This is a genomic window from Streptomyces sp. NPDC050619 (assembly GCF_040654815.1).
Classification (GTDB): domain Bacteria; phylum Actinomycetota; class Actinomycetes; order Streptomycetales; family Streptomycetaceae; genus Streptomyces.
Genome location: NZ_JBFAIR010000003.1, coordinates 194,523 through 212,534 on the forward strand (window position 1 = coordinate 194,523; position 18,012 = coordinate 212,534).

Below are 18,012 nucleotides of genomic sequence, written 5' to 3' on the forward strand. Positions count from 1 at the left end.
TCGGGCGACTACGAGGTGCCGTTCCAGTCGTACGGACCGCCGCCGCGCCACTCGATCAGCCCGGGGTCGTCGACGGCCGTGTCCTCGGCAGGCACGCCCGCGCGGCGCAGGAATTCCAGCACGTCGAAGAGGCTGTACGCGGTGCCCGCCGGCTCGCCGTGAATCGTCACCTCGCGCCCGCCGTCGGGCGAGGGCGCGAGTACGACCACGGTCGGCTGCTCGTCCATAGCACCACCATGCGCCGCAACGGGCCGGGACGCAGCTTGACTGACGCGCGACGGCCCATTCGCGCCCTCTGCATACACCTTCTGCATACACCTCTGGACGGACCTCTCCACGCACCTCGGGTTCGCCGGTAGTGCTCCGCCGGAGGTGGTGGTTTTCTGGGGTGGGGCGGTTTCGCGGAGCGTCCGTGGTACCGCGCCGCGGCCACGAGAGGAGCGATCACGATGGAGGATCAGCGACCGCACCCGGAATCCGTCTCGGTGGAGATCAGCGGATGCAGCAAGCACGACGCCCGGATCGTGTTCGACACCCTGTGCGCCTGCTTCGCGTCCGACCGGTGCGCCGACGACGTACCCGAGGAGCTCTCTCAGACCCGCCCGACGGTGTGGCTCGGCACGTTCGACGTCGCCGAACCGCACGAGGGCGCCCGCCCGGCCCGGCTCTCGGCCTCCGTCGAGGCCGACATACAGGGCGGCTACTGGGCGATCGACCGTTTCCGCACCACCCTGGACTCCCTCTTCTCCGTGCACGACCTGTCCACGGCCTCCGGAGACCAGGAGAAGGAGCTGCACGTACGGCTGGAGAGCAGGTGAGGGCTACCGGTCCGCACCAAGGAGGGCCAGCACCGCACGCCGGTAGACGGCGTGGACCGCGGGCAGGTCCGTGAGGCGGGCGCGCTCGTCCACCCCGTGCAGTCCCTCGTAGCGCACCCCGAAACCCGCGGTGGCCGGGATGCCCTCGCCCGCCAGCAGGTTGCCGATGTTGGACGGGCCCGCGGTCTTCGCCCGGACCGGCAGACCCTCGCCGGCGGCGGCGTCGAGGAGGGCGGCGGCGGGCTGCTCGTCCCCGCTCAGCCGGTACGGCGGCCAGGCGGCCACCGGGGTGATGCCGGTCGGCCGCGGGGCCGGCCACCGCGCGTCCAGCTCCGCCGCGGCGGCCCGGACCAGGGCTTCGGCGGCCCCGGCGCCGAAGGCCGGGGTGGTGCGGATGTCCACACCCAGCTCGCACAGATCGGGCACCACCGAGAAGCCCTGCCCGCCGTGGCACGAGGTCACCGACAGTTTCGGCGGCAGCGGGAACTCCGCGCCCCCGCCCGGGAGCTCGGCCGCCTCCAGCAGGCCCACGAGACGGGCCGCGCGGGACACGGCCCCCATGGTGGACCGGCTCGACCCCGAGTGGCCCGAGGCCGTGTGCACCGCGAGCGTTGCCCGCCACAACCCCCGACCGCCGACGACGACCTCGTCCATCCCGGGGTAGCCGATCATCACCCCGGCCGGGCGGTGCGCGACCGGATCGGCCAGGTAGGCCCGGGCACCGCCGAAGCCGCCCGTGTGCTCGTCGACGTCGAGCAGCACGGCAAGGCCGCCGCGCAGGGCGTCCCGGCGGTCGTGCAGGTCGGACGCGAGATGGCAGAACATCGCCGCGGCGAGCTTGGAGTCGGCCGCGCCCCGTCCCAGCAGCCACCCGTCGACGACGTCGCCCGAGGCCGGCGGGAAAGACCAGGCCGCCTCGTCGCCGTACGGCGCGGTGTCCACGCAGGCGTCCAGCGCCCACCAGGGCCCCGGCCGGTCGCCGGAGACCTCCACCAGGAGGGCGACCGCGCCGCCTGAGTCGTCGTACAGCCGCCGATGCGGCAGGCCGCGGGCGGCGAGCCAGTCCTCGAAGACGGTGAGGACGGGGCCGTAGTCGTCGATCCCGGCTCGGCTGGGGCGCCGGATCAGCTCTTGGGCGAGCCGCACGACCGAGGCCGTCCGGTCTGGGTTGCTGTTCACATCGCACAGTCTCGTCGGGTGGGGCGTGCGAAACGGAGCAGGATCATCCCAGTGAGGTAGTGGCAGAACGATTCGCCGGGTGAACTGGCGCGGCAATCGATCAACCGCGTGGGGCGGAACGCCGATGCTGAAGCGGCAGTTCAACCGGCTGCTCCAGTTCACCAGCCAAGGAGCTTCCCTTGCGTGTACGTCGTTTGGTCTCCCGCGCCCTCGGTTCCGCCGTCCTCGTCCTCTCGTCCATGGGCGCGGTGAGCGCCACCGCGAGCCCGGCGGCCGCCGACCCGTGCGGATTCTTCGAGACCGGCTCCGACGCCTTCTACAACCACTGCACCTCCGACGGCTCGAACGTGGTCATCAAGGTCGAGGTCGCCTTGGCGCCCGACTACGAGCGCTGTGTCGGGCCCGGCAAGACCTGGCTGGGCCCTGCCAGCAAGATCCAGGGTGCGCACTACGTCAACCGCACGTGCTGACGCGATAGGTCCCGGCTGTGCTCCGTACCGCCCTCTCCTGGACGGTGCGGAGCACTTTTGCGCGTCAGGGTAGGAGTATCGCGGCCACCTTGCGCACTACCTGGGTCCCATCGCCGGTCCTAGGGTCGAGGGCATGGACAGCGACAACCAGCTCGGCCGGTTCCTGCGTGCCCGCCGAGCCCTCGTACAGCCGGAGGACTCGGGGCTGCCGGCCGGCAGCCGGCGCCGGGTCGCGGGCCTGCGCAGGGAAGAGGTCGCGATGCTGGCCGGGGTCAGCTCCGACTACTACGTGCGCCTGGAACAGGGCCGGGAACGACACCCCTCGGCCCAGGTGATCGACGCGCTGGCGCGGGCCCTCGGTCTCGAGGACGACGCCGTCGACCATCTGCACGGGCTTGCGCACCCCGCCCCCCGCCGAACCCGGACGCCTTCCCGGCCGGAGCAGGTCAGCCCGGTGCTGCTGCGGATGATGGAGGGCTGGCACCGCACCCCGGCGGTGGTCCTGGGCCGCTGTCTGACCGTGCTGGCCCACAACGCCCTGGGCCGCGCGCTGTTCGCCGGGCACACGCACAGCTCGGACCTGCTGCGGCTGGTGTTCCTCGACCCGGACGCGCGGGAGTTCTATCCGGACTGGGAACGCGTGGCGGTCAACACCGTGGCCGGGCTGCGCTCGGCCGCCGGAACCGACCAGGACGACCCGCGGCTGATCGAGGCGGTCGGCGAACTGTCGCTGAAGAGCGCGGAGTTCCGCACGCTGTGGGCCCGTCACGACATTCGCCAGAAGACCCGTGAGACCAAGCGCTTCAGGCATGCGCTGGTCGGCGAAGTGGTCCTCGACTACGAGTCGCTGACCGTCAACAGCGCCCCGGGCCAGCAACTGGTCGTCTACCAGGCCGAGGCGGGCAGCCCGTCCGAACAGGCGCTGTCCCTGCTGGGCAGCCTCGGCGCCGACGACACCTCCTCCACCGACGACACCTCCACCACCTCCTCCACCCGCTCCACCGCACCTTCGAACAAGGACTTTCGCACATGAACGACGACACACCGGTCTGGTTCATCACCGGCTGCTCCACCGGCCTGGGCCACGCCCTGGCCACCACCGCCCTCGACCGCGGCCACCGCGTGGCGGCCACCGCCCGCGACCCGCACGCCCTCGCCGGCCTGACCGCCGGCCACGGCGACCGTGTCCGCACCCTGGCCCTCGACGTCACCCAGCCCGCTCAGGTCGCCGCAGCCGTCAAGCAGGCGGAAGCGGAGTTCGGGCGGATCGACGTCCTGGTGAACAACGCCGGATACGGCTATCTCGCCGCCGTCGAGGAGGGCGAGGACGAAGAGATCCGCGCCCTGTTCGACACCAACGTCTTCGGCCTCGTCGAGACCACGCGGGCCGTACTGCCCGGCATGCGCGCCCGTCGCGCCGGCCACATCGTGAACATCTCCTCGCTCGGCGGCCTCGCCGCCTTCGGCGCCACCGGCTACTACCACGCCACCAAGTTCGCGGTGGAGGGCCTGTCCGAGTCCCTCGCGGCCGAGGTCGCCCCGCTGGGCATCAAGGTGACGATCGTCGAGCCCGCCGCGTTCCGCACCAACTGGTCCGGGCCCTCCATGCGCCAGTCCGCGCACGTGATCGACGACTACGCGGACACCGCAGGCGTCCGCCGTACGAGCACCCTGTCCACCTACGGCCACCAGCCGGGCGACCCGCTGCGCGCCGCCGCGGCCGTCGTCGACGCCGTCGAGTCGGCAAAGCCCCCGCTGCGTCTGCTGCTGGGAAAGGCCGCGTACGACATCGCCACCGCGCGGCTCGACACCCTCAGGGACACGTTCGACAACTGGCGGGACGTCACCCTCAGTGCGGATTTCCCCGCCGCCTGACGTGGTCGGCATCACCTCCCCCCGATTGTGCAACTAGTTGCACAAAGCGCGTGCGGTCGTCTACAACAAGAGGGCATGACACCGCCGCGCACGGAGGGCCCGATGAGCCGTTACCCGCACTTGCTGACCCCGCTCGACCTGGGCTTCACCACGCTGCCCAACCGCGTCCTCATGGGCTCGATGCACGTCGGCCTGGAGGAGGCCGAGCGGGGCTTCGAGCGGATGGCGGAGTTCTATGCCGCCCGGGCGCGCGGGGGAGTGGGGCTGATCGTCACCGGCGGCATCGCGCCCAACGAGGCGGGACGGCCGTACGAGGGCGGCGCGAAGCTCACCACCGACGCGGAGGCCGAACAGCACACGCTCCTCACCGGTGCCGTACACCGCGAGGGCGGCCGGATCGCGATGCAGATCCTGCACTTCGGCCGGTACGCCTATCACCGGGACCTGGTCGCACCGAGTCCCCTCCAGGCGCCGATCAGCCCCTTCCCGCCGCGCGAACTCAGCGACGCCGAGGTCGAGATGACCATCGACGACTATGTCTGCGCCGCCCGCCTGGCCCGGCAGGCCGGCTACGACGGCGTCGAGATCATGGGCTCCGAGGGCTACCTCATCAACGAGTTCATCGCCGCGCGGACCAACCACCGCACCGACCGCTGGGGCGGCTCGTACGAGAACCGCATGCGCTTCCCCGTCGAGATCGTCCGGCGGGTGCGGGAGGCCGTCGGCGAGGACTTCATCATCGTCTACCGCCTGTCCATGCTGGACCTCGTCCCCGGCGGCTCGACGCTCGACGAGGTGATCACGCTCGCCCGGGCCGTCGAGGCCGCCGGAGCGACGATCATCAACACCGGCATCGGCTGGCACGAGGCCCGCATCCCCACCATCGCCACCTCGGTGCCGCGCGGCGCCTACACCTGGGTGACCAAGAAGCTCATGGGCGAGGTGTCGGTCCCGCTGGTCACCACCAACCGCATCAACACCCCGGAACTCGCCGAGGAGTTGCTGGCCTCCGGCGGTGCGGACATGGTGTCGATGGCCCGGCCCATGCTCGCCGACCCCGACTTCGTCGCCAAGGCCGCGGCCGGCCGCCCCGAGGCCATCAACACCTGCATCGGCTGCAATCAGGCGTGCCTGGACCACACGTTCAGCGGGCAGATCACCTCGTGCCTGGTCAATCCCCGCGCCTGTCACGAGACCGAACTGGTCCTCTCCCCGACCCGGCTGCGCAAGCGGGTGGCCGTGGTGGGTGCGGGCCCGGCGGGTCTCGCCTGTGCCGTGAGCGCGGCCGAACGCGGCCACGACGTAACGCTGTTGGACGCGGAGAGCGAGATCGGCGGCCAGCTCAACGTCGCCCGCAAGGTCCCCGGCAAGCAGGAGTTCGACGAGACGATCCGCTACTTCCGCCACCGGCTCGACGAACAGGGCGTGGACGTACGGCTGAACACCTGGGTGGGCGCGGAGGATCTCTCCGGCTACGACGAGGTCGTCGTCGCCACCGGCGTCACCCCGCGCGTCCCTGACATCCCCGGCGCCGACCATCCCAGCGTCGTCGGCTACCTGGACGTCCTGCGCGACGGCGCCCCCGTCGGCGACCGTGTCGCCGTCCTCGGCGCGGGCGGCATCGGCTTCGACGTCGCCGAGTACCTCACCGACGGCGGTGACAAGGCGAGCGAGGATCCGGCGACGTACTTCCGCCAGTGGGGCGTCGACATGGACTACGCGGCACCCGGCGGACTGGCGGCCCCCGAGCGGCCCGCCCCGCCGCGCACCGTCCACCTGCTCCAGCGCAAGACCAGCAAGGTCGGCGCGGGCCTCGGCAAGACCACCGGCTGGATCCACCGCGCCGAGCTCAAGCACCGCGGCGTCACCATGGTCGCGGGCGCACGCTACGACCGTATCGACGATGCCGGACTCCACGTCACCGTCGGTGACACGAGCACGGTCCTGGAGGTCGACACCGTCGTGCTGTGCACGGGACAGGATCCGCGCCGCGACCTGTACGAGGCGCTGGTCGCCGCGGGCCGGAATCCGCATCTGATCGGCGGTGCCGACGTGGCCGCCGAACTGGACGCGAAACGGGCCATCAAGCAGGGCACCGAGCTGGCGGCGACGCTCTAGGCGCGTACGGAGGCGTCCCTAGGATGACTTCATGTCACTGCCGCACGCGATTCTCACCGCCCTGCTCGAGAAGCCGTCGTCGGGTCTTGAGCTGACCCGCCGGTTCGACAGGTCGATCGGATACTTCTGGTCGGCGACGCACCAGCAGATCTATCGCGAGCTGGGAAAACTGGAGGCCGAGGGCTACATCCGCGCCCTCCCGGCCGAGCAGCCGGCGCGCGGGCAGAAGAAGAGCTACGAGGTGCTGCCCGCGGGACGCGCCGAACTGGCCCGTTGGAGCGCGGCGTCCCAGGACCCCAAGCCGCTGCGTGACGTACTGCTGCTGCGGCTGCGCGCGGCGGCCGTGGTGGGCACCGCGGGCATCGAGAGCGACCTGCGCCGTCATCTCGACCTGCACCGGTTGCAGTTGGCCGAGTACGAGGAGATCGAGCGGCGCGACTTCCCGGCCGCCAAGGACAGCCCTCAGGACCGCCTGCGCCACCTCGTGCTGCGGGCCGGCATCGACCTGGAGACCTTCTGGATTCAGTGGCTCACCCACGCGCTGGAGGAGTTCGCCGACCTGCCCGGCGATCAGAGGCGGTAGGGCTTCGAGCGGCGGCGCAGGAACCAGGCCGTGGCCAGGGCGCCCGCCCCCACCAGGACCCCGCCGGCCGCCAGGGTGAGGGTGCCGTAGTCCGTGCTGGCACCGCCCAGACCGCCCATGACGCCGAGCGACGGGGAAGCCGTGGGGGAGGGCGTGACCGTGGGCGTGGGCGTGGGCGTGGCGGCCGGGGAGACGATGACGGACTGGGTGCCCGCCGTCGACCCGTCCCTGTTGCAGATCACGATCACGGTGTACGTACCCGGGCTCACGTTGGACCAGAGGGCCGACTGGCTGGCGTTGGTACCGGCCAGGTCCGCCTGACGGCCCTGCGCGAAGCTCGCCTGGCTGCTGGTGAGCAGCGAGGCTCTGCCGAATCCGTTGTTGCCGCTGGTGCACGCGCTGGTCGTGACCGAGACCGTGGACCCGGTGGTGCTCACCGAGATCCCGGACTGTGCGGCGGCCGGCCCGGCGGCCAGGGCGAGCGGCAGCGCGGCGGCGGCTGCCACGGCCGGGCCGTATCGGAGGAATGGCTGGATAGTGTGCATAGGACTGCCCTCCGGCGGCACGGTTGGCGGTACATCCCTTGCGCCGCCGAAGGTCGGGGAACGCCCGTGCTGCCTCAGGGGAAGCCAACGCGCCCACGGCCCGCTCCGCATGCGGAGCGCGACCGGTCAGGTGAACGTTCCCTTTTTCCTCTCCTTCTCCCTTCCTCCCTTTCGGCCGGTGGGAGGTGGTGACGTGAAGTGAGGTGAACTGGCTGTCATGGTCATGCCTGGACGTCGTAGGGAGGTGGCCGGGCGGCCGGCGAGGCAGCGACAGCAGCAGCGGTTGTTGACGGACCGTCCTGCGTAGTTACGTATGCTGAAGTTATTGACGACTGAACTCTCCTTGAGAGCTGGAGAGTTCATGTCCGTCGGCGCGGACCGCTGTCGTCGCTGTTCCCGCGCCGGTGCGGGCGGCCGGGGGGCCGGGCCTTACGCGGGCTCAGGCCCCCGGTCCCCGTCAGCGAGTTCAGGGACTGCTCCGTCCGGCCCCTCAATGGTGGCCACAGGATCGAGGCGGCACCACATTGGGCTGAGTGTCCGTCAGTGTCCCCCAGGAGAGGCTCCCTTATCGTGCGTGTCCAGTCCCTGACGCTGGCCGCGGCAGGCGCCGCCCTGCTCGCCCCGTCGACGCTCTCCACCGCCGCCGCCGAGCCCTTGGCCCACGGGGAGCGGGTGGCGCGGCACGAGGGCGACGTCCGCGCCGCCGACCTGCTGGCCGAGGTGCGCGACTGCGCCCCCGTCTCCCGCGGCCGTTACCGAAGTGACCACGGCACGCCCGCCGACATCCCGGTCTGCGGCACCCGGGACGCCGTGTTCTGGAAGGCCGACCTGGACATCGACTGTGACGGGCGGCCCGGCCGCCACTGCAACGCCCGTACCGACCCGGACTTCTCCGACGCCACGGCCTACCAGCAGTCCGACGGCCGCCCGTTGAGCGCCGAAGACCTCCCCTACATCGTCGTGCCCGCCCCGAGCCGCATCTGGAACTACCGCGACCACGGCGTCCGCGGCGGCTCGGTCGCGGCCGTCCTCCACGGCGACCGGGTGCAGTACGCGGTCGTCGGGGACGTCGGCCCCGACGGCATCATCGGCGAGGCGTCCTACGCCACCGCCGAGGCGCTCGGCATCCGCCCCGACCCGCGCGGCGGCGGCACGCCCTCGGACGTCACCTACATCGTCTTCAAGGGCAGCCGGGTGACACCCCTCGAGAACCACGCGGCCGCCGTGAAGCTCGGGGAGCGGCTGGCACGGCGGTTCGTGGGCGGCGGATGAGCTCCGGTGATTTGCTGGCTGTGAGCGACTCGACCAGGAGCTGACGAGCGAGCGCCGTCGCGCCCTGGCGGAACGCGCCGGTCTGCCCGCCGACGACCTGCTGCCCACCGTTCGCGCGGCGATGTTCAACGCGGTCCTGCGCGCGGCCGTCGAACACTATGCCTGGCGCACCGCCGACGCGCCGGCCGACCCCGCGACGGCGGAGGCCGAGCTGGGGGCGACCCGGCGCTCGGCGCTCGCCGTCGTGGCGGAAGGACTCAAGTGACGACGGTCTCCCGGAGGCGGGGTTTGGCCGTTCGGTGGCAGCAGACCGTTCCGTGACTTTTCGGCGGCATCAGACCTTTCGGTAGTCGTACGCCTCCGCGGCCGCCGCCTCCACCGCCGCGAGGTCGGCTCCGGTCGCCGCCGTGACGACCGCGGCCACCGCCCCCTCCACGAACGGAGCGTCCACCAGGCGCGTGCCGCCGGGGAGTTCGTCGCCCTCCGCGAGCAGCGCCTTCACGGTGAGCACCGAGCTGCCGAGGTCGGTGAGGACGGCGACTCCGGCACCCCGGTCGACGGAGGCGGCCGCCGCGGCGATCAACTCCGCGCTCGTACCGAGGCCGCCGCCCTCGGTGCCGCCCGCCGGGGCGACGGGCACCTCCGTGCCGCCGCTCGCCAGCCCCTTGGCCAACTCGGCCACCGATTCGGCGACCGCCGCGCTGTGCGACACCAGCACGATCCCGACCAGCTTCGCGTCACTCACCGGCCGCCTCCACCAGTCCCGCGACGAGCAGCGACGCCGACGTGGCACCCGGGTCCTGGTGCCCGATGCTGCGCTCCCCGAGATAGCTCGCCCTGCCCTTGCGGGCCTGCAACGGCGTGGTCGCCAGGGCGCCTTCCTCGGCGGCGGCCCGGGCCGCGGCGAAGCCGTCACCGAGCGCGGCGACGGCCGGCACCAGGGCGTCGATCATGGTCTTGTCGCCCGGTGCGGCTCCCCCGAGCGTCATCACCGCGTCCACGCCCGCGCGCAGCGCCTCGGCGAACTGCTCCTCGTCGACCTCGGCGGCCTCCCCGAGCGCCTTGCCGGTACGGCGCAGCAACGTCCCGTACAGCGGCCCCGACGCGCCGCCGACCGTCGAGATGAGCTGTCGTCCGGCGAGCGTGAGGACAGCACCGGGTGTCTGCGGTGCCTCCTTCTCCAGGGTCGCGGTCACGGCGGTGAACCCGCGCCGCAGATTGCTGCCGTGGTCGGCGTCCCCGATGGGCGAGTCGAGGGCGGTGAGCCGTTCCGCCTCGCGGTCGACGGACGCGGCGGTCACCGCCATCCAACGGCGGAAGAAGTCGGCGTCGAGCACTGGATCTCCTTGCGTGGTCGGTACGTTGCTGAACTCGGGATCCGCCCGTTCACATTCCCCAGCGCAGCCCCGGCGTCTTCACCGGCGCGTCCCACAGGCGCAGCAGCTCCTCGTCGATCTGGCACAGGGTGACGGAGGCGCCGGCCATGTCGAGCGAGGTGACGTAGTTGCCGACGAGAGTGCGGGCGACGGCGATTCCGCGCTCGGTGAGCACCCGCTGCACCTCGGCGTTGAATCCGTACAGCTCCAGCAGCGGTGTCGCGCCCATGCCGTTGACCAGGACGAGGACGGGGTTGCGCGGGCTGAAGTCGTCCAGGATCGCGCCGAGGGCGAAGTCGGCGATCTCCCGCGAGGTCATCATCGCCCGCCGCTCCCGGCCGGGCTCGCCGTGGATGCCGACGCCCAACTCCAGCTCGCCGGGCGGCAGATCGAAGGTGGGGCTGCCCTTGGCCGGGGTGGTGCACGCGCTCAGCGCGACCCCGAAGCTGCGCGAGTTGCCGTTGACCTGCTGGGCCAGCGCCTGCACGCGCTCCAGCGGCTGCCCCTCGTCCGCGGCGGCGCCCGCGATCTTCTCCACGAACAGCGTCGCGCCCGTGCCGCGCCGCCCGGCCGTGTAGAGGCTGTCGGTGACCGCCACGTCGTCGTCGATCAGGACCTTGGCGACCTGGATGCCCTCGTCCTCGGCGAGTTCGGCGGCCATGTCGAAGTTGAGCACGTCACCCGTGTAGTTCTTCACGATGAACAGCACCCCGGCCCCGCTGTCCACGGCGGCCGCCGCCCGCACCATCTGGTCGGGCACGGGTGAGGTGAACACCTCGCCGGGGCAGGCCGCCGAGAGCATCCCGGGCCCCACGAAGCCGCCGTGCAGCGGCTCGTGCCCCGATCCGCCGCCGGAGACGAGTCCGACTTTTCCGGCCACCGGAGCGTCCCGTCGTACGATCACCCGGTTCTCGACGTCGATGGCCAGCTCGGGGTGGGCGACCGCCATGCCCCGCAGCGCGTCGGTGACCACGGTCTCCGGGACGTTGATGAGCATCTTCATGGGTACCTCCTGGTGGGACTGGCGGTCTCGGGTGATCCGCTCCCGGCAGTATCGGCGCTGGAGGGGGCGCCGGTCACGTGTGCGGAGCTTCTTGGGCGCGTGCGGGGCGCCGCGCCCTCTACGGCCGTCTCGTCGGCGCCTGTTCGGGCGCCGGCGCGGACGACGCCCGGGCGTCGACCATCCAGCAGGCCGCGGTGAAGCGGACTTCCGCGCCGTGCACATACGGATCGAACGCGCGGCGGACCGTGTCGATGACCCGCGCGCGGGTCCGCTCATCAACCTCGGGCAGGGCCATGCCGACCGGACCGAGCCGGGTGAAGTAAGGAACGAGCTCGCTCTCCGGCAGGGTGCAGGCCACATCGACGGGCCGGATCTCGATCCCGGCCCAGCCGCTCTCCTCGAGGATGCGGCGGACCCTGACCTGGTTCGCGAAGGCGAACTGACCCGGCGCGTCCGGCCTGCGGACGGGCAGGTCGGGCAGGAGCGGTGCGGCGGCGCGTTCGGCCGTCGTCATGAAGGGATTCTCCGCGGCGTCGCGCCACGCCACGAAGCGCAACTCGGCGCCGCCGCGCGCGGCACGCCGCAGGTTCGCGAAGGCCCCGGCGAAGTCGCTGAAGAACATGACGCCGAAGCGCGAAATGATCGCGTCGAACGTCGCGGGCTCGAACGCGTGATCCTGCGCGTCGGCGCAGATGAAGTGTGCCCGCACGCCCTCCCGTTCGGCGCGCGCCCGCGCGGCGGCGATCATCGGGGCGGAGATGTCGATGCCGACGCACCGGCCCTCCGCGCCGAGCCGCCGCGCGGCGGCCACCGTGGTGCCGCCCGTGCCGCAGCCGACATCGAGCACCTGGCCGCCGCGTTCGGCAGGGACCACCTCGACGAGCAGGGATTCGATGGGCCGGAACAACGCGTCCAGCACCGCCTGCATGTCGACCCAGGCATGGCCGGCGGGACCGTGCCAGCGTGCCTTCTGTTCCTCATCGCTCTTGCGCGTCATGTCCACGATCGTCTCCTGTGGTTGCCCGCACCGGACGGAGATGACACGGTGCTACTTCAAGTCGACTTGAGGTCAAGAAGATGGCAGACCTGGACATCGCCGAGGTGGCGCGGCGCGCCGGTGTTCCCGCCTCGACGCTGCGGTTCTACGAGGAGAAGGGGCTCATCGCCTCGACCGGCAGGCGGGGTCTGCGCCGTCAGTTCGATCCCGGTGTGCTGGAACGGCTGGCGTTGATCGCCCTGGGGCGCGCCGCCGGCTTCTCGCTCGACGAGATCGCGCGCGTGTTCGTGCCGGACGGACATCCGCACATCGACCGGCGGATGCTCGCGGCGAAGGCGGAGGAACTGGACCGGACGATCCGCGAACTCGGCGCCCTGCGCGACTCCTTGCGGCACGCCGCCGCCTGCCCCGCGCCGAGCCACATGGAGTGCTCCACCTTCCGCCGCATCCTTCGGGCCGCGATGACCGGCCCGGTGCGGCGAGCCGGCGGCGGTCCGGGAGTGCTCGCACGCGGGAGCCGGGCGCCTCGGCCATAAAGCCGGTGTTCCAGGGGATCAGGCACCGGTCGCTCGGCCGAACGGCTGATGTCGGGCATGGGGGCCGCGGCCAAGGATGAGAGGGCAGCCGGCGCTGCCCTGACGGGGGTTTTAGGCGCTCGCCTCTTCGCACCCGTACACAGCCCCGCCGCGGCTGGAGAACCCCTGATCGGAGACGTCGCCCTCATGACAGCTGCCGTCGAGCTGGTCCCCGACCGCACCACCGCGGGGAGGAGGGCTCCGTACCGCCGTGCCCGAGCCGTCATCCGCCGCAACCGGGTCGCCCTGCTCGCCACCGCGACGATGCTGCCGCTGTACCTGATATGGGCGTTCTTCCGCGCCAACGGCGGCGGTGACCTCGCGGCCCAGGAGACCTGGGCACGCTTCGCCGCCGAGCACGGCGGTTCGGCGTACGGACTGTTCTGGTTCGGCGGGCTCCACACCGCGAACTACAGCGTGATCTCGCCGTATCTGATGGGCTTCTTCGGTGTGCGCACGGTCGCGGTCGCCTCGGGGCTGGCCGCCGGCTGGCTGGCCGCGGTCCTGTTCGTGCGGTCGGGGATACGGCGTCCGACGGCGCCCGCGCTGCTGGCCGCCTTCGGCCTGTGGACCAACATCGCCGCGGGGCGGGTGACGTTCGCGCTCGGTGTCGCCTTCGCGCTCGCGGCCTGTGTGCTGCTGGTGGGGGAGCGGCGTGTGGTGCTCGCGGCGGGGTACGCGATGCTCGCGACGGCGGCGAGCCCGGTGGCCGGACTGTTCCTGGTGGTGGCGGGCGCGGCCTACGGACTGCTCCGGGACTGGGCGCGGGCCGCCGCGCTGACGGTGCCGCCGTTCGTGGTGGTGGGGGCGACCACGCTGTTGTTCCCGTTCCACGGCCAGGAGCCGATGGCGGCGGGGCGGATCCTGTGGCCCGCCGTGCTGGGACTGGCGGTGGCGGTCCTGTCGCCGCGCGACTGGCGGGTGGTGCGGTGGGGCGGCGCCGTGTACGTGGCGGGAGTCCTGCTGACGTACCTGATCCCCTCGCCGATCGGCGCCAACGTGGAGCGTTTCGCGCTGCTGTTCGCGCCGGCCGTGCTGCTCGCCGCCGTGCTCTCGGTCAGGCGGCGCGACTGGTACCGGCGCGGTGCCCTCACCCTGGCGCTCGTCGGGTCCTTGACCTGGCTGGGGTCGGGGACGCCCACCTCCTTCCTGCGGGGCTCGCCCGGGGTCCCCGCGTGGGCTGCCGACTCGCACGGTGTCGTACGGGCGCTGGACCTGCTCGGCGCGAACAGTGCCCGGGTGGAGGTGGTCCCGGCCCATGACCACCGCGAGGCGGCCGTGCTGTCCCCGTACGTGAACCTGGCGCGCGGCTGGAACACCCAACTGGACATGGAGCGCGGCCGGTTCTTCTACGACGACACGTTCTCCGCGGCGAAGTACCGGGCCTGGCTGGACCGCTGGGCCGTCGGCTTCGTGGTGCTGTCCGACGCCGAGCCCGACCGGTACGGAGCGGCCGAGGCGAGCCTGGTGCGCAGCCGGCCCGCGTGGCTGGAGCCGGTGTGGAGCGACGCGCACTGGCGGGTGTACCGGGTGCGGGACGCGGTGCCGCTGGTGTCGGCGCCCGCCGGGGTGGTCCGCACCACGGACGCCGAACTCGACGTGCGGATGCCGCACGCCGGCTCGGTGACCGTACGGGTCGCGTACTCGCCGTGGCTGCGTGCCGAGGGCGGCTGCCTGAAGGAGCAGGGCGCCTTCACGCGGCTGACCGTCGCCGGGCCGGGTGTCTACCGGATCGGTTCCACGTACCTCGCGTCCGCCTCCCCGTCGCAACCGGGCGGATGCTGACCGTCAGACGCCCGGCCGACGCGCCGGCCCGTCGGGCGCGGTGATGCCGTCGACGACGTGGCGCAGGAACCCGGCCGCGGTGCCGCCGTCGCAGACGCGGTGGTCGAACGTCAGCGACACCTGCACCACCTTGCGCACCTCCAGGCCGCCGTCCACCGCCCAGGGCCGGTCGGTGATACGGCCCACGCCGAGCATCGCGGCCTGGGGATGGTTGAGGATCGGCGTCGCGCCGTCGACGCCGAAGACGCCGTAGTTGTTCAGGGTGAAGGTGCCGCCGGTGCGGTGTTCCACCGGCAGCGGGCCCCGTCGGGCCAGGGCCGTGAGGCGCCGCAATTCGGCCGCCAGGTCGCCGGGCGGCAGCCGGTCGGCGTCCCGGACGACGGGCACGACCAGGCCGTGCGCGGTCTGCGCGGCGATGCCGAGGTGCACATGGGGCGGGCGGACGATCTCCTCGCGGTCGGCGTCGACACGGGCGTTGAGCTCGGGGAAGGCGACGAGCCCGGCGAGGCACACCCGGGCGAGCAGCGGCAGTAGCCCCGTCCCGCCGGAGTCACGGGCGGCGAGCAGTCCGGTGGCGTCGGTGTCGGCCCAGATGGTCACGGCGGGTGTGTCGCGATGACCGCGGACGAACTTCGCGGCGGAGGCGTCCAGCGGGATACGGGTGTCGGACCGGGGGTGCGTGTCCGGTTTCGCGAGGGTGCTGTCTCCGGCGGCTTCGGGCGCCGTCCGGGACCAACGCTGCGACGCGCCCGTCCCATATCCGGTGAGCACGGCGCCGGATCCGTCGACCGGAGCGGGCTCCGCCACGGTGATCAGCGGTGCCCCCACCCGCACGACCTCGCCGACCGGGCAGTGCAGAGCCGTCACCGTCCCGGCGAACGGGCTCGGCAGGGTCACGACCGACTTGGCCGTCTCCACCTCGGCGACGACCTGATCGTGCTCGACGGTGTCGCCCACGGCGACCTTCCACTCCAGCATCTCGGCGTCCGCGAGTCCCTCGCCCAGGTCCGGCAGCCGGAACGTCCGGTCGGGAGCCGACTGGTCGGCCAGCGCCAAGTCGGCCTCGTGGAGCCGCTGTTCGGAACGAGTGGGCAGCAGGCGGCGCAGGCCGTCGAGCACCCGGCCGACGCCGGGCAGGTGAGCGCCCTCCAACAGCGGGGGTGGATACGGGATGTCGAAGCCCGTGACCCGCAACACCGGTGCGCGCAGCGCGTCGAAGCACCGCTCCTGCACCCGGGCCGCGATCTCGGCGCCGACTCCGGCGAAGCCCTGCGCCTCGTGCACCACGAGGCACCGCCCGGTCCGGCGGACCGACTCGGTCAGCGTACGGTCGTCCAGCGGGACGAGGGTGCGCAGGTCCAGCACCTCCACGTCCAGGCCCTCGGCCGTCGCCGCGTGCGCCGCCGCCAGGGCCACCGCGACCGACGGGCCGTACGCCACGAGCGTCGCGTCACGCCCGGCACGACGTGTCGCGGCGGTGCCGAACGGCTCGGTACGGGCCGGGAGTTCGAGCCGCTCCTTGGTCCAGTAGTGGCGCTTGGGCTCCAGGAAGACCACCGGGTCGGGGTCGTCGATCGCCTCGCGCAGCAGCGAGTAGGCGTCCGCCGCCGTCGCCGGGGTCACCACCTTGAGGCCCGCGGTGTGCGCGTAGTACGCCTCGCTGGAGTCGCTGTGATGCTCGACCCCGCCGATGCCGCCGCCGTACGGGATGCGGACGACCAGCGGCAGCGGGAGGGCGCCCCGGGTGCGGTTGCGCATCTTGGCGATGTGGGAGGCGATCTGCTCGAACGCCGGGTAGGCGAACGCGTCGAACTGCATCTCCACCACGGGCCTGAACCCGGCCATCGCCATGCCGACCGCGAGGCCCGCGATACCCGCCTCGGACACCGGGGTGTCGAAGCAGCGCCGGTCGCCGAACGCGGCGGCCAGTCCGTCGGTGACCCGGAAGACGCCGCCGAGGCGGCCGACGTCCTCGCCGAAGACGACGACGCGTTCGTCCGCGTCGAGCGCGTCCCGCAGGGCGGTGTTGAGGGCCTGCGCCATCGCCGTGCCGCCGGCTGTGCCGTGCGCCGAACCGTGCGCCCTTTCGGCCGCCATGTCAGCGTCCCTCCAACTCGGCCCGCAGGGCCGCTCGTTGCTCCGCCAAGTGGGGGGTCGGTGCGCTGAACACATGGTCGAAGAGCGCGAGAGGATCCAAGTCCGGGTCCACGGCGAGTCGTTCGCGGACGTCGGCCGCGTACTGATCCGCCTCGGCTGCCACGGCCTTCACGTCGTCGTCGGTCAGCAGTCCGCGTTCGCGCAGCGCGGACTCCAGCCGGGCGATCGGGTCGCGATCCCGCCAGGCCTCCGTCTCCTCGGGGGAGCGGTAGCGGGACGGGTCGTCGGCGCTGGTGTGCGGACCCATGCGGTACGTGTGCGCCTCGACCAGCCACGGCCCGACGCCCGCCCGCGCGTCCTCGACGGCCCTGGTCAGGACGGCGAGTACGGCCGCGGCGTCGTTGCCGTCCACCTGCTCCGCGCGGACGCCGTACCCGACTCCCTTGTACGCCAGGCTCGGTGCCGCGCACTGATCGGACAGCGGGACGGAGATGGCGTACCCGTTGTTCTGCACCAGGAAGACCACCGGGGCTCGCAGCACCCCGGCGAGGTTCAGGGCCTCGTGGAAGTCACCCTCGCTGGTGGCGCCGTCGCCGACGAGCGCGAGGGCGACCGTGTCGGCGCCCTTGAGCCGCTCGGCGTGGGCGAGCCCGGTGGCGTGGGCGGTGTGGGTGGCCAGCGGGGTGCACTGGGGCGCGGTGCGGTGCCGTACGGGGTCATAGCCGCAGTGCCCGTCGCCGCGCAGCAGCGTGAGCGCCTCGACGGGGTCTATGCCACGACTGACCAGCGCGACGCAGTCGCGGTAGGTCGGGAACAGCCAGTCCGTGGCGCGCAGGGTGAGAGCGGCGCCGACCTGGCAGGCCTCCTGCCCGAGGCTGGACGGGTGGACCGCGAGCCGGCCCTGCCGGGCGAGCGCCGTCGCCTGCTCGTCGAAGCGCCGCCCGACGACCATTTTCCGGTACGCGGCCAAGAGCGCGTCGGGCGACGGCTCGGCGTATATCCGGGTCCCCGCCTTTTCCACCGAGTGGAATTCCCGGGTTTTGCCATTCGTTGACGAATGCGTTGACGGATGCATTGACGGACTTTGCGAAAGAAGGGAAACCGGAACCGAGGACGGAAGCCAGACGGAAACGTCTTCCCCGTCTCCGGTGACCGTATGCGTCGGTGTTTCCATCATTTTCCCGCCAACCTTTCGTGAACGGCGAGTGCGCCTCGGATGTTCCACGGATCCGATGCTCTCTCAACTACCTGGCCGATACGGGCAGATGAAGCGGAACTGAACAGTCCGCAGGTAGTGGGCTCACAGTGGGGACACGCGT

Annotated in this window: 19 protein-coding genes and 1 pseudogene; 10 read left to right on the plus strand and 10 right to left on the minus strand. The window is 72.2% G+C overall.

Annotated features, from left to right (window positions below; translation table 11 throughout):
* Positions 1 to 8 precede the first annotated feature (8 nt).
* Complete coding sequence (locus AB0I77_RS06945; protein WP_363281333.1) at positions 9 to 227, minus strand: hypothetical protein; 219 nt, start codon at positions 225 to 227, stop codon at positions 9 to 11.
* Positions 228 to 449: 222 nt separating this feature from the next.
* Here AB0I77_RS06945 and AB0I77_RS06950 point away from each other — a divergent pair, with 222 nt between their 5' ends.
* Entirely contained in the window at positions 450 to 818 is a 369-nt protein-coding gene (locus AB0I77_RS06950) for a hypothetical protein (protein WP_363281334.1), read from the plus strand.
* 3 nt (positions 819 to 821) lie between these two features.
* Here AB0I77_RS06950 and AB0I77_RS06955 read toward each other — a convergent pair whose 3' ends face one another.
* Complete coding sequence (locus tag AB0I77_RS06955; protein ID WP_363281335.1) at positions 822 to 1,997, minus strand: M20/M25/M40 family metallo-hydrolase; 1,176 nt, start codon at positions 1,995 to 1,997, stop codon at positions 822 to 824.
* Between the two features lie 179 nt (positions 1,998 to 2,176).
* Between AB0I77_RS06955 and AB0I77_RS06960 the strand changes: the two genes are divergently transcribed.
* From AB0I77_RS06960 to AB0I77_RS06980, 5 genes are all read left to right on the plus strand, one after another.
* Positions 2,177 to 2,467, plus strand: a complete 291-nt coding sequence (locus AB0I77_RS06960) for a DUF6355 family natural product biosynthesis protein (RefSeq protein ID WP_363281337.1) — start codon at positions 2,177 to 2,179, stop codon at positions 2,465 to 2,467.
* Positions 2,468 to 2,600: 133 nt separating this feature from the next.
* Positions 2,601 to 3,500: a helix-turn-helix transcriptional regulator gene (locus tag AB0I77_RS06965; RefSeq protein WP_363281338.1), complete on the plus strand. Its 900-nt coding sequence runs from the start codon at positions 2,601 to 2,603 to the stop codon at positions 3,498 to 3,500.
* Positions 3,497 to 4,342, plus strand: a complete 846-nt coding sequence (locus AB0I77_RS06970) for an oxidoreductase (protein ID WP_363281339.1) — start codon at positions 3,497 to 3,499, stop codon at positions 4,340 to 4,342. The genes AB0I77_RS06965 and AB0I77_RS06970 overlap by 4 nt, the downstream gene beginning before the upstream one ends.
* A 102-nt stretch (positions 4,343 to 4,444) precedes the next feature.
* On the plus strand, positions 4,445 to 6,460 hold the full coding sequence (locus AB0I77_RS06975) for an NADPH-dependent 2,4-dienoyl-CoA reductase (protein ID WP_363281340.1): 2,016 nt from the start codon (positions 4,445 to 4,447) through the stop codon (positions 6,458 to 6,460).
* Positions 6,461 to 6,491: 31 nt separating this feature from the next.
* A complete protein-coding gene (locus AB0I77_RS06980) occupies positions 6,492 to 7,043 on the plus strand; it encodes a PadR family transcriptional regulator (RefSeq protein ID WP_363281341.1) in 552 nt (183 codons plus the stop codon).
* On the opposite strand, the gene AB0I77_RS06985 is transcribed toward AB0I77_RS06980, so the two are convergent.
* Entirely contained in the window at positions 7,031 to 7,588 is a 558-nt protein-coding gene (locus tag AB0I77_RS06985) for a hypothetical protein (RefSeq protein WP_363281342.1), read from the minus strand. The two genes, AB0I77_RS06980 and AB0I77_RS06985, sit on opposite strands and share 13 nt — an antisense overlap.
* 570 nt (positions 7,589 to 8,158) lie before the next feature.
* Here AB0I77_RS06985 and AB0I77_RS06990 point away from each other — a divergent pair.
* Positions 8,159 to 8,860, plus strand: coding sequence for a glycoside hydrolase family 75 protein (locus AB0I77_RS06990; RefSeq protein WP_363281343.1), 702 nt, complete (start codon positions 8,159 to 8,161; stop codon positions 8,858 to 8,860).
* 121 nt (positions 8,861 to 8,981) lie between these two features.
* Complete coding sequence (locus AB0I77_RS06995) at positions 8,982 to 9,125, plus strand: hypothetical protein (RefSeq protein ID WP_363281344.1); 144 nt, start codon at positions 8,982 to 8,984, stop codon at positions 9,123 to 9,125.
* Positions 9,126 to 9,194: 69 nt separating this feature from the next.
* Here the strand turns inward: AB0I77_RS06995 and AB0I77_RS07000 are convergent, their stop codons facing one another.
* From AB0I77_RS07000 to AB0I77_RS07015, 4 genes are all read right to left on the minus strand, one after another.
* On the minus strand, positions 9,195 to 9,605 hold the full coding sequence (locus tag AB0I77_RS07000; RefSeq protein ID WP_363281345.1) for a PTS fructose transporter subunit IIA: 411 nt from the start codon (positions 9,603 to 9,605) through the stop codon (positions 9,195 to 9,197).
* Positions 9,598 to 10,197, minus strand: a complete 600-nt coding sequence (gene dhaL, locus AB0I77_RS07005; protein ID WP_363281346.1) for a dihydroxyacetone kinase subunit DhaL — start codon at positions 10,195 to 10,197, stop codon at positions 9,598 to 9,600. Before dhaL ends, AB0I77_RS07000 begins: the two co-directional genes overlap by 8 nt.
* 49 nt (positions 10,198 to 10,246) lie before the next feature.
* Positions 10,247 to 11,239 (minus strand): dihydroxyacetone kinase subunit DhaK, encoded by a 993-nt coding sequence (gene dhaK / locus AB0I77_RS07010; RefSeq protein ID WP_363281347.1) that lies wholly within the window; start codon positions 11,237 to 11,239, stop codon positions 10,247 to 10,249.
* 118 nt (positions 11,240 to 11,357) lie between these two features.
* Positions 11,358 to 12,236, minus strand: a complete 879-nt coding sequence (locus tag AB0I77_RS07015) for a class I SAM-dependent methyltransferase (protein WP_363281593.1) — start codon at positions 12,234 to 12,236, stop codon at positions 11,358 to 11,360.
* 80 nt (positions 12,237 to 12,316) lie between these two features.
* Between AB0I77_RS07015 and AB0I77_RS07020 the strand changes: the two genes are divergently transcribed.
* Both AB0I77_RS07020 and AB0I77_RS07025 read left to right on the plus strand, forming a co-directional pair.
* The gene (locus AB0I77_RS07020; protein ID WP_363281348.1) at positions 12,317 to 12,772 is read left to right on the plus strand and encodes a helix-turn-helix domain-containing protein; all 456 of its coding nucleotides are present in this window, start codon (positions 12,317 to 12,319) and stop codon (positions 12,770 to 12,772) included.
* 186 nt (positions 12,773 to 12,958) lie between these two features.
* Positions 12,959 to 14,596 carry a glycosyltransferase family 87 protein gene (locus AB0I77_RS07025; protein ID WP_363281349.1) on the plus strand — a complete coding sequence of 546 codons (1,638 nt, stop codon included), beginning with the start codon at positions 12,959 to 12,961 and terminating at the stop codon, positions 14,594 to 14,596.
* A gap of 3 nt (positions 14,597 to 14,599) precedes the next feature.
* Here the strand turns inward: AB0I77_RS07025 and AB0I77_RS07030 are convergent, their stop codons facing one another.
* From AB0I77_RS07030 to pdhA, 3 genes and pseudogenes are all read right to left on the minus strand, one after another.
* Entirely contained in the window at positions 14,600 to 15,715 is a 1,116-nt protein-coding gene (locus tag AB0I77_RS07030; RefSeq protein WP_363281594.1) for a dihydrolipoamide acetyltransferase family protein, read from the minus strand.
* Positions 15,692 to 16,693, minus strand: a pseudogene (locus tag AB0I77_RS07035) (alpha-ketoacid dehydrogenase subunit beta); the annotation flags it as partial. The gene AB0I77_RS07030 and the pseudogene AB0I77_RS07035, both read right to left, overlap by 24 nt.
* A 1-nt stretch (position 16,694) precedes the next feature.
* Positions 16,695 to 17,714, minus strand: coding sequence for a pyruvate dehydrogenase (acetyl-transferring) E1 component subunit alpha (gene pdhA / locus AB0I77_RS07040; RefSeq protein WP_363281350.1), 1,020 nt, complete (start codon positions 17,712 to 17,714; stop codon positions 16,695 to 16,697).
* Positions 17,715 to 18,012 lie beyond the last annotated feature (298 nt).

What these genes read in the sequence shown, in the direction of transcription:
- AB0I77_RS06945 (WP_363281333.1), bottom strand. Translation starts at nt 227, where the DNA reads ATGGACGAGCAGCCGACCGTGGTCGTACTCGCGCCCTCGCCCGACGGC.
- AB0I77_RS06950 (WP_363281334.1), top strand. Translation starts at nt 450, where the DNA reads ATGGAGGATCAGCGACCGCACCCGGAATCCGTCTCGGTGGAGATCAGC.
- AB0I77_RS06965 (WP_363281338.1), top strand. Translation starts at nt 2,601, where the DNA reads ATGGACAGCGACAACCAGCTCGGCCGGTTCCTGCGTGCCCGCCGAGCC.
- AB0I77_RS06970 (WP_363281339.1), top strand. Translation starts at nt 3,497, where the DNA reads ATGAACGACGACACACCGGTCTGGTTCATCACCGGCTGCTCCACCGGC.
- AB0I77_RS06975 (WP_363281340.1), top strand. Translation starts at nt 4,445, where the DNA reads ATGAGCCGTTACCCGCACTTGCTGACCCCGCTCGACCTGGGCTTCACC.
- AB0I77_RS06980 (WP_363281341.1), top strand. Translation starts at nt 6,492, where the DNA reads ATGTCACTGCCGCACGCGATTCTCACCGCCCTGCTCGAGAAGCCGTCG.
- AB0I77_RS06985 (WP_363281342.1), bottom strand. Translation starts at nt 7,588, where the DNA reads ATGCACACTATCCAGCCATTCCTCCGATACGGCCCGGCCGTGGCAGCC.
- AB0I77_RS06995 (WP_363281344.1), top strand. Translation starts at nt 8,982, where the DNA reads ATGTTCAACGCGGTCCTGCGCGCGGCCGTCGAACACTATGCCTGGCGC.
- dhaK (WP_363281347.1), bottom strand. Translation starts at nt 11,239, where the DNA reads ATGAAGATGCTCATCAACGTCCCGGAGACCGTGGTCACCGACGCGCTG.
- AB0I77_RS07015 (WP_363281593.1), bottom strand. Translation starts at nt 12,236, where the DNA reads ATGACGCGCAAGAGCGATGAGGAACAGAAGGCACGCTGGCACGGTCCC.
- AB0I77_RS07020 (WP_363281348.1), top strand. Translation starts at nt 12,317, where the DNA reads ATGGCAGACCTGGACATCGCCGAGGTGGCGCGGCGCGCCGGTGTTCCC.
- AB0I77_RS07025 (WP_363281349.1), top strand. Translation starts at nt 12,959, where the DNA reads ATGACAGCTGCCGTCGAGCTGGTCCCCGACCGCACCACCGCGGGGAGG.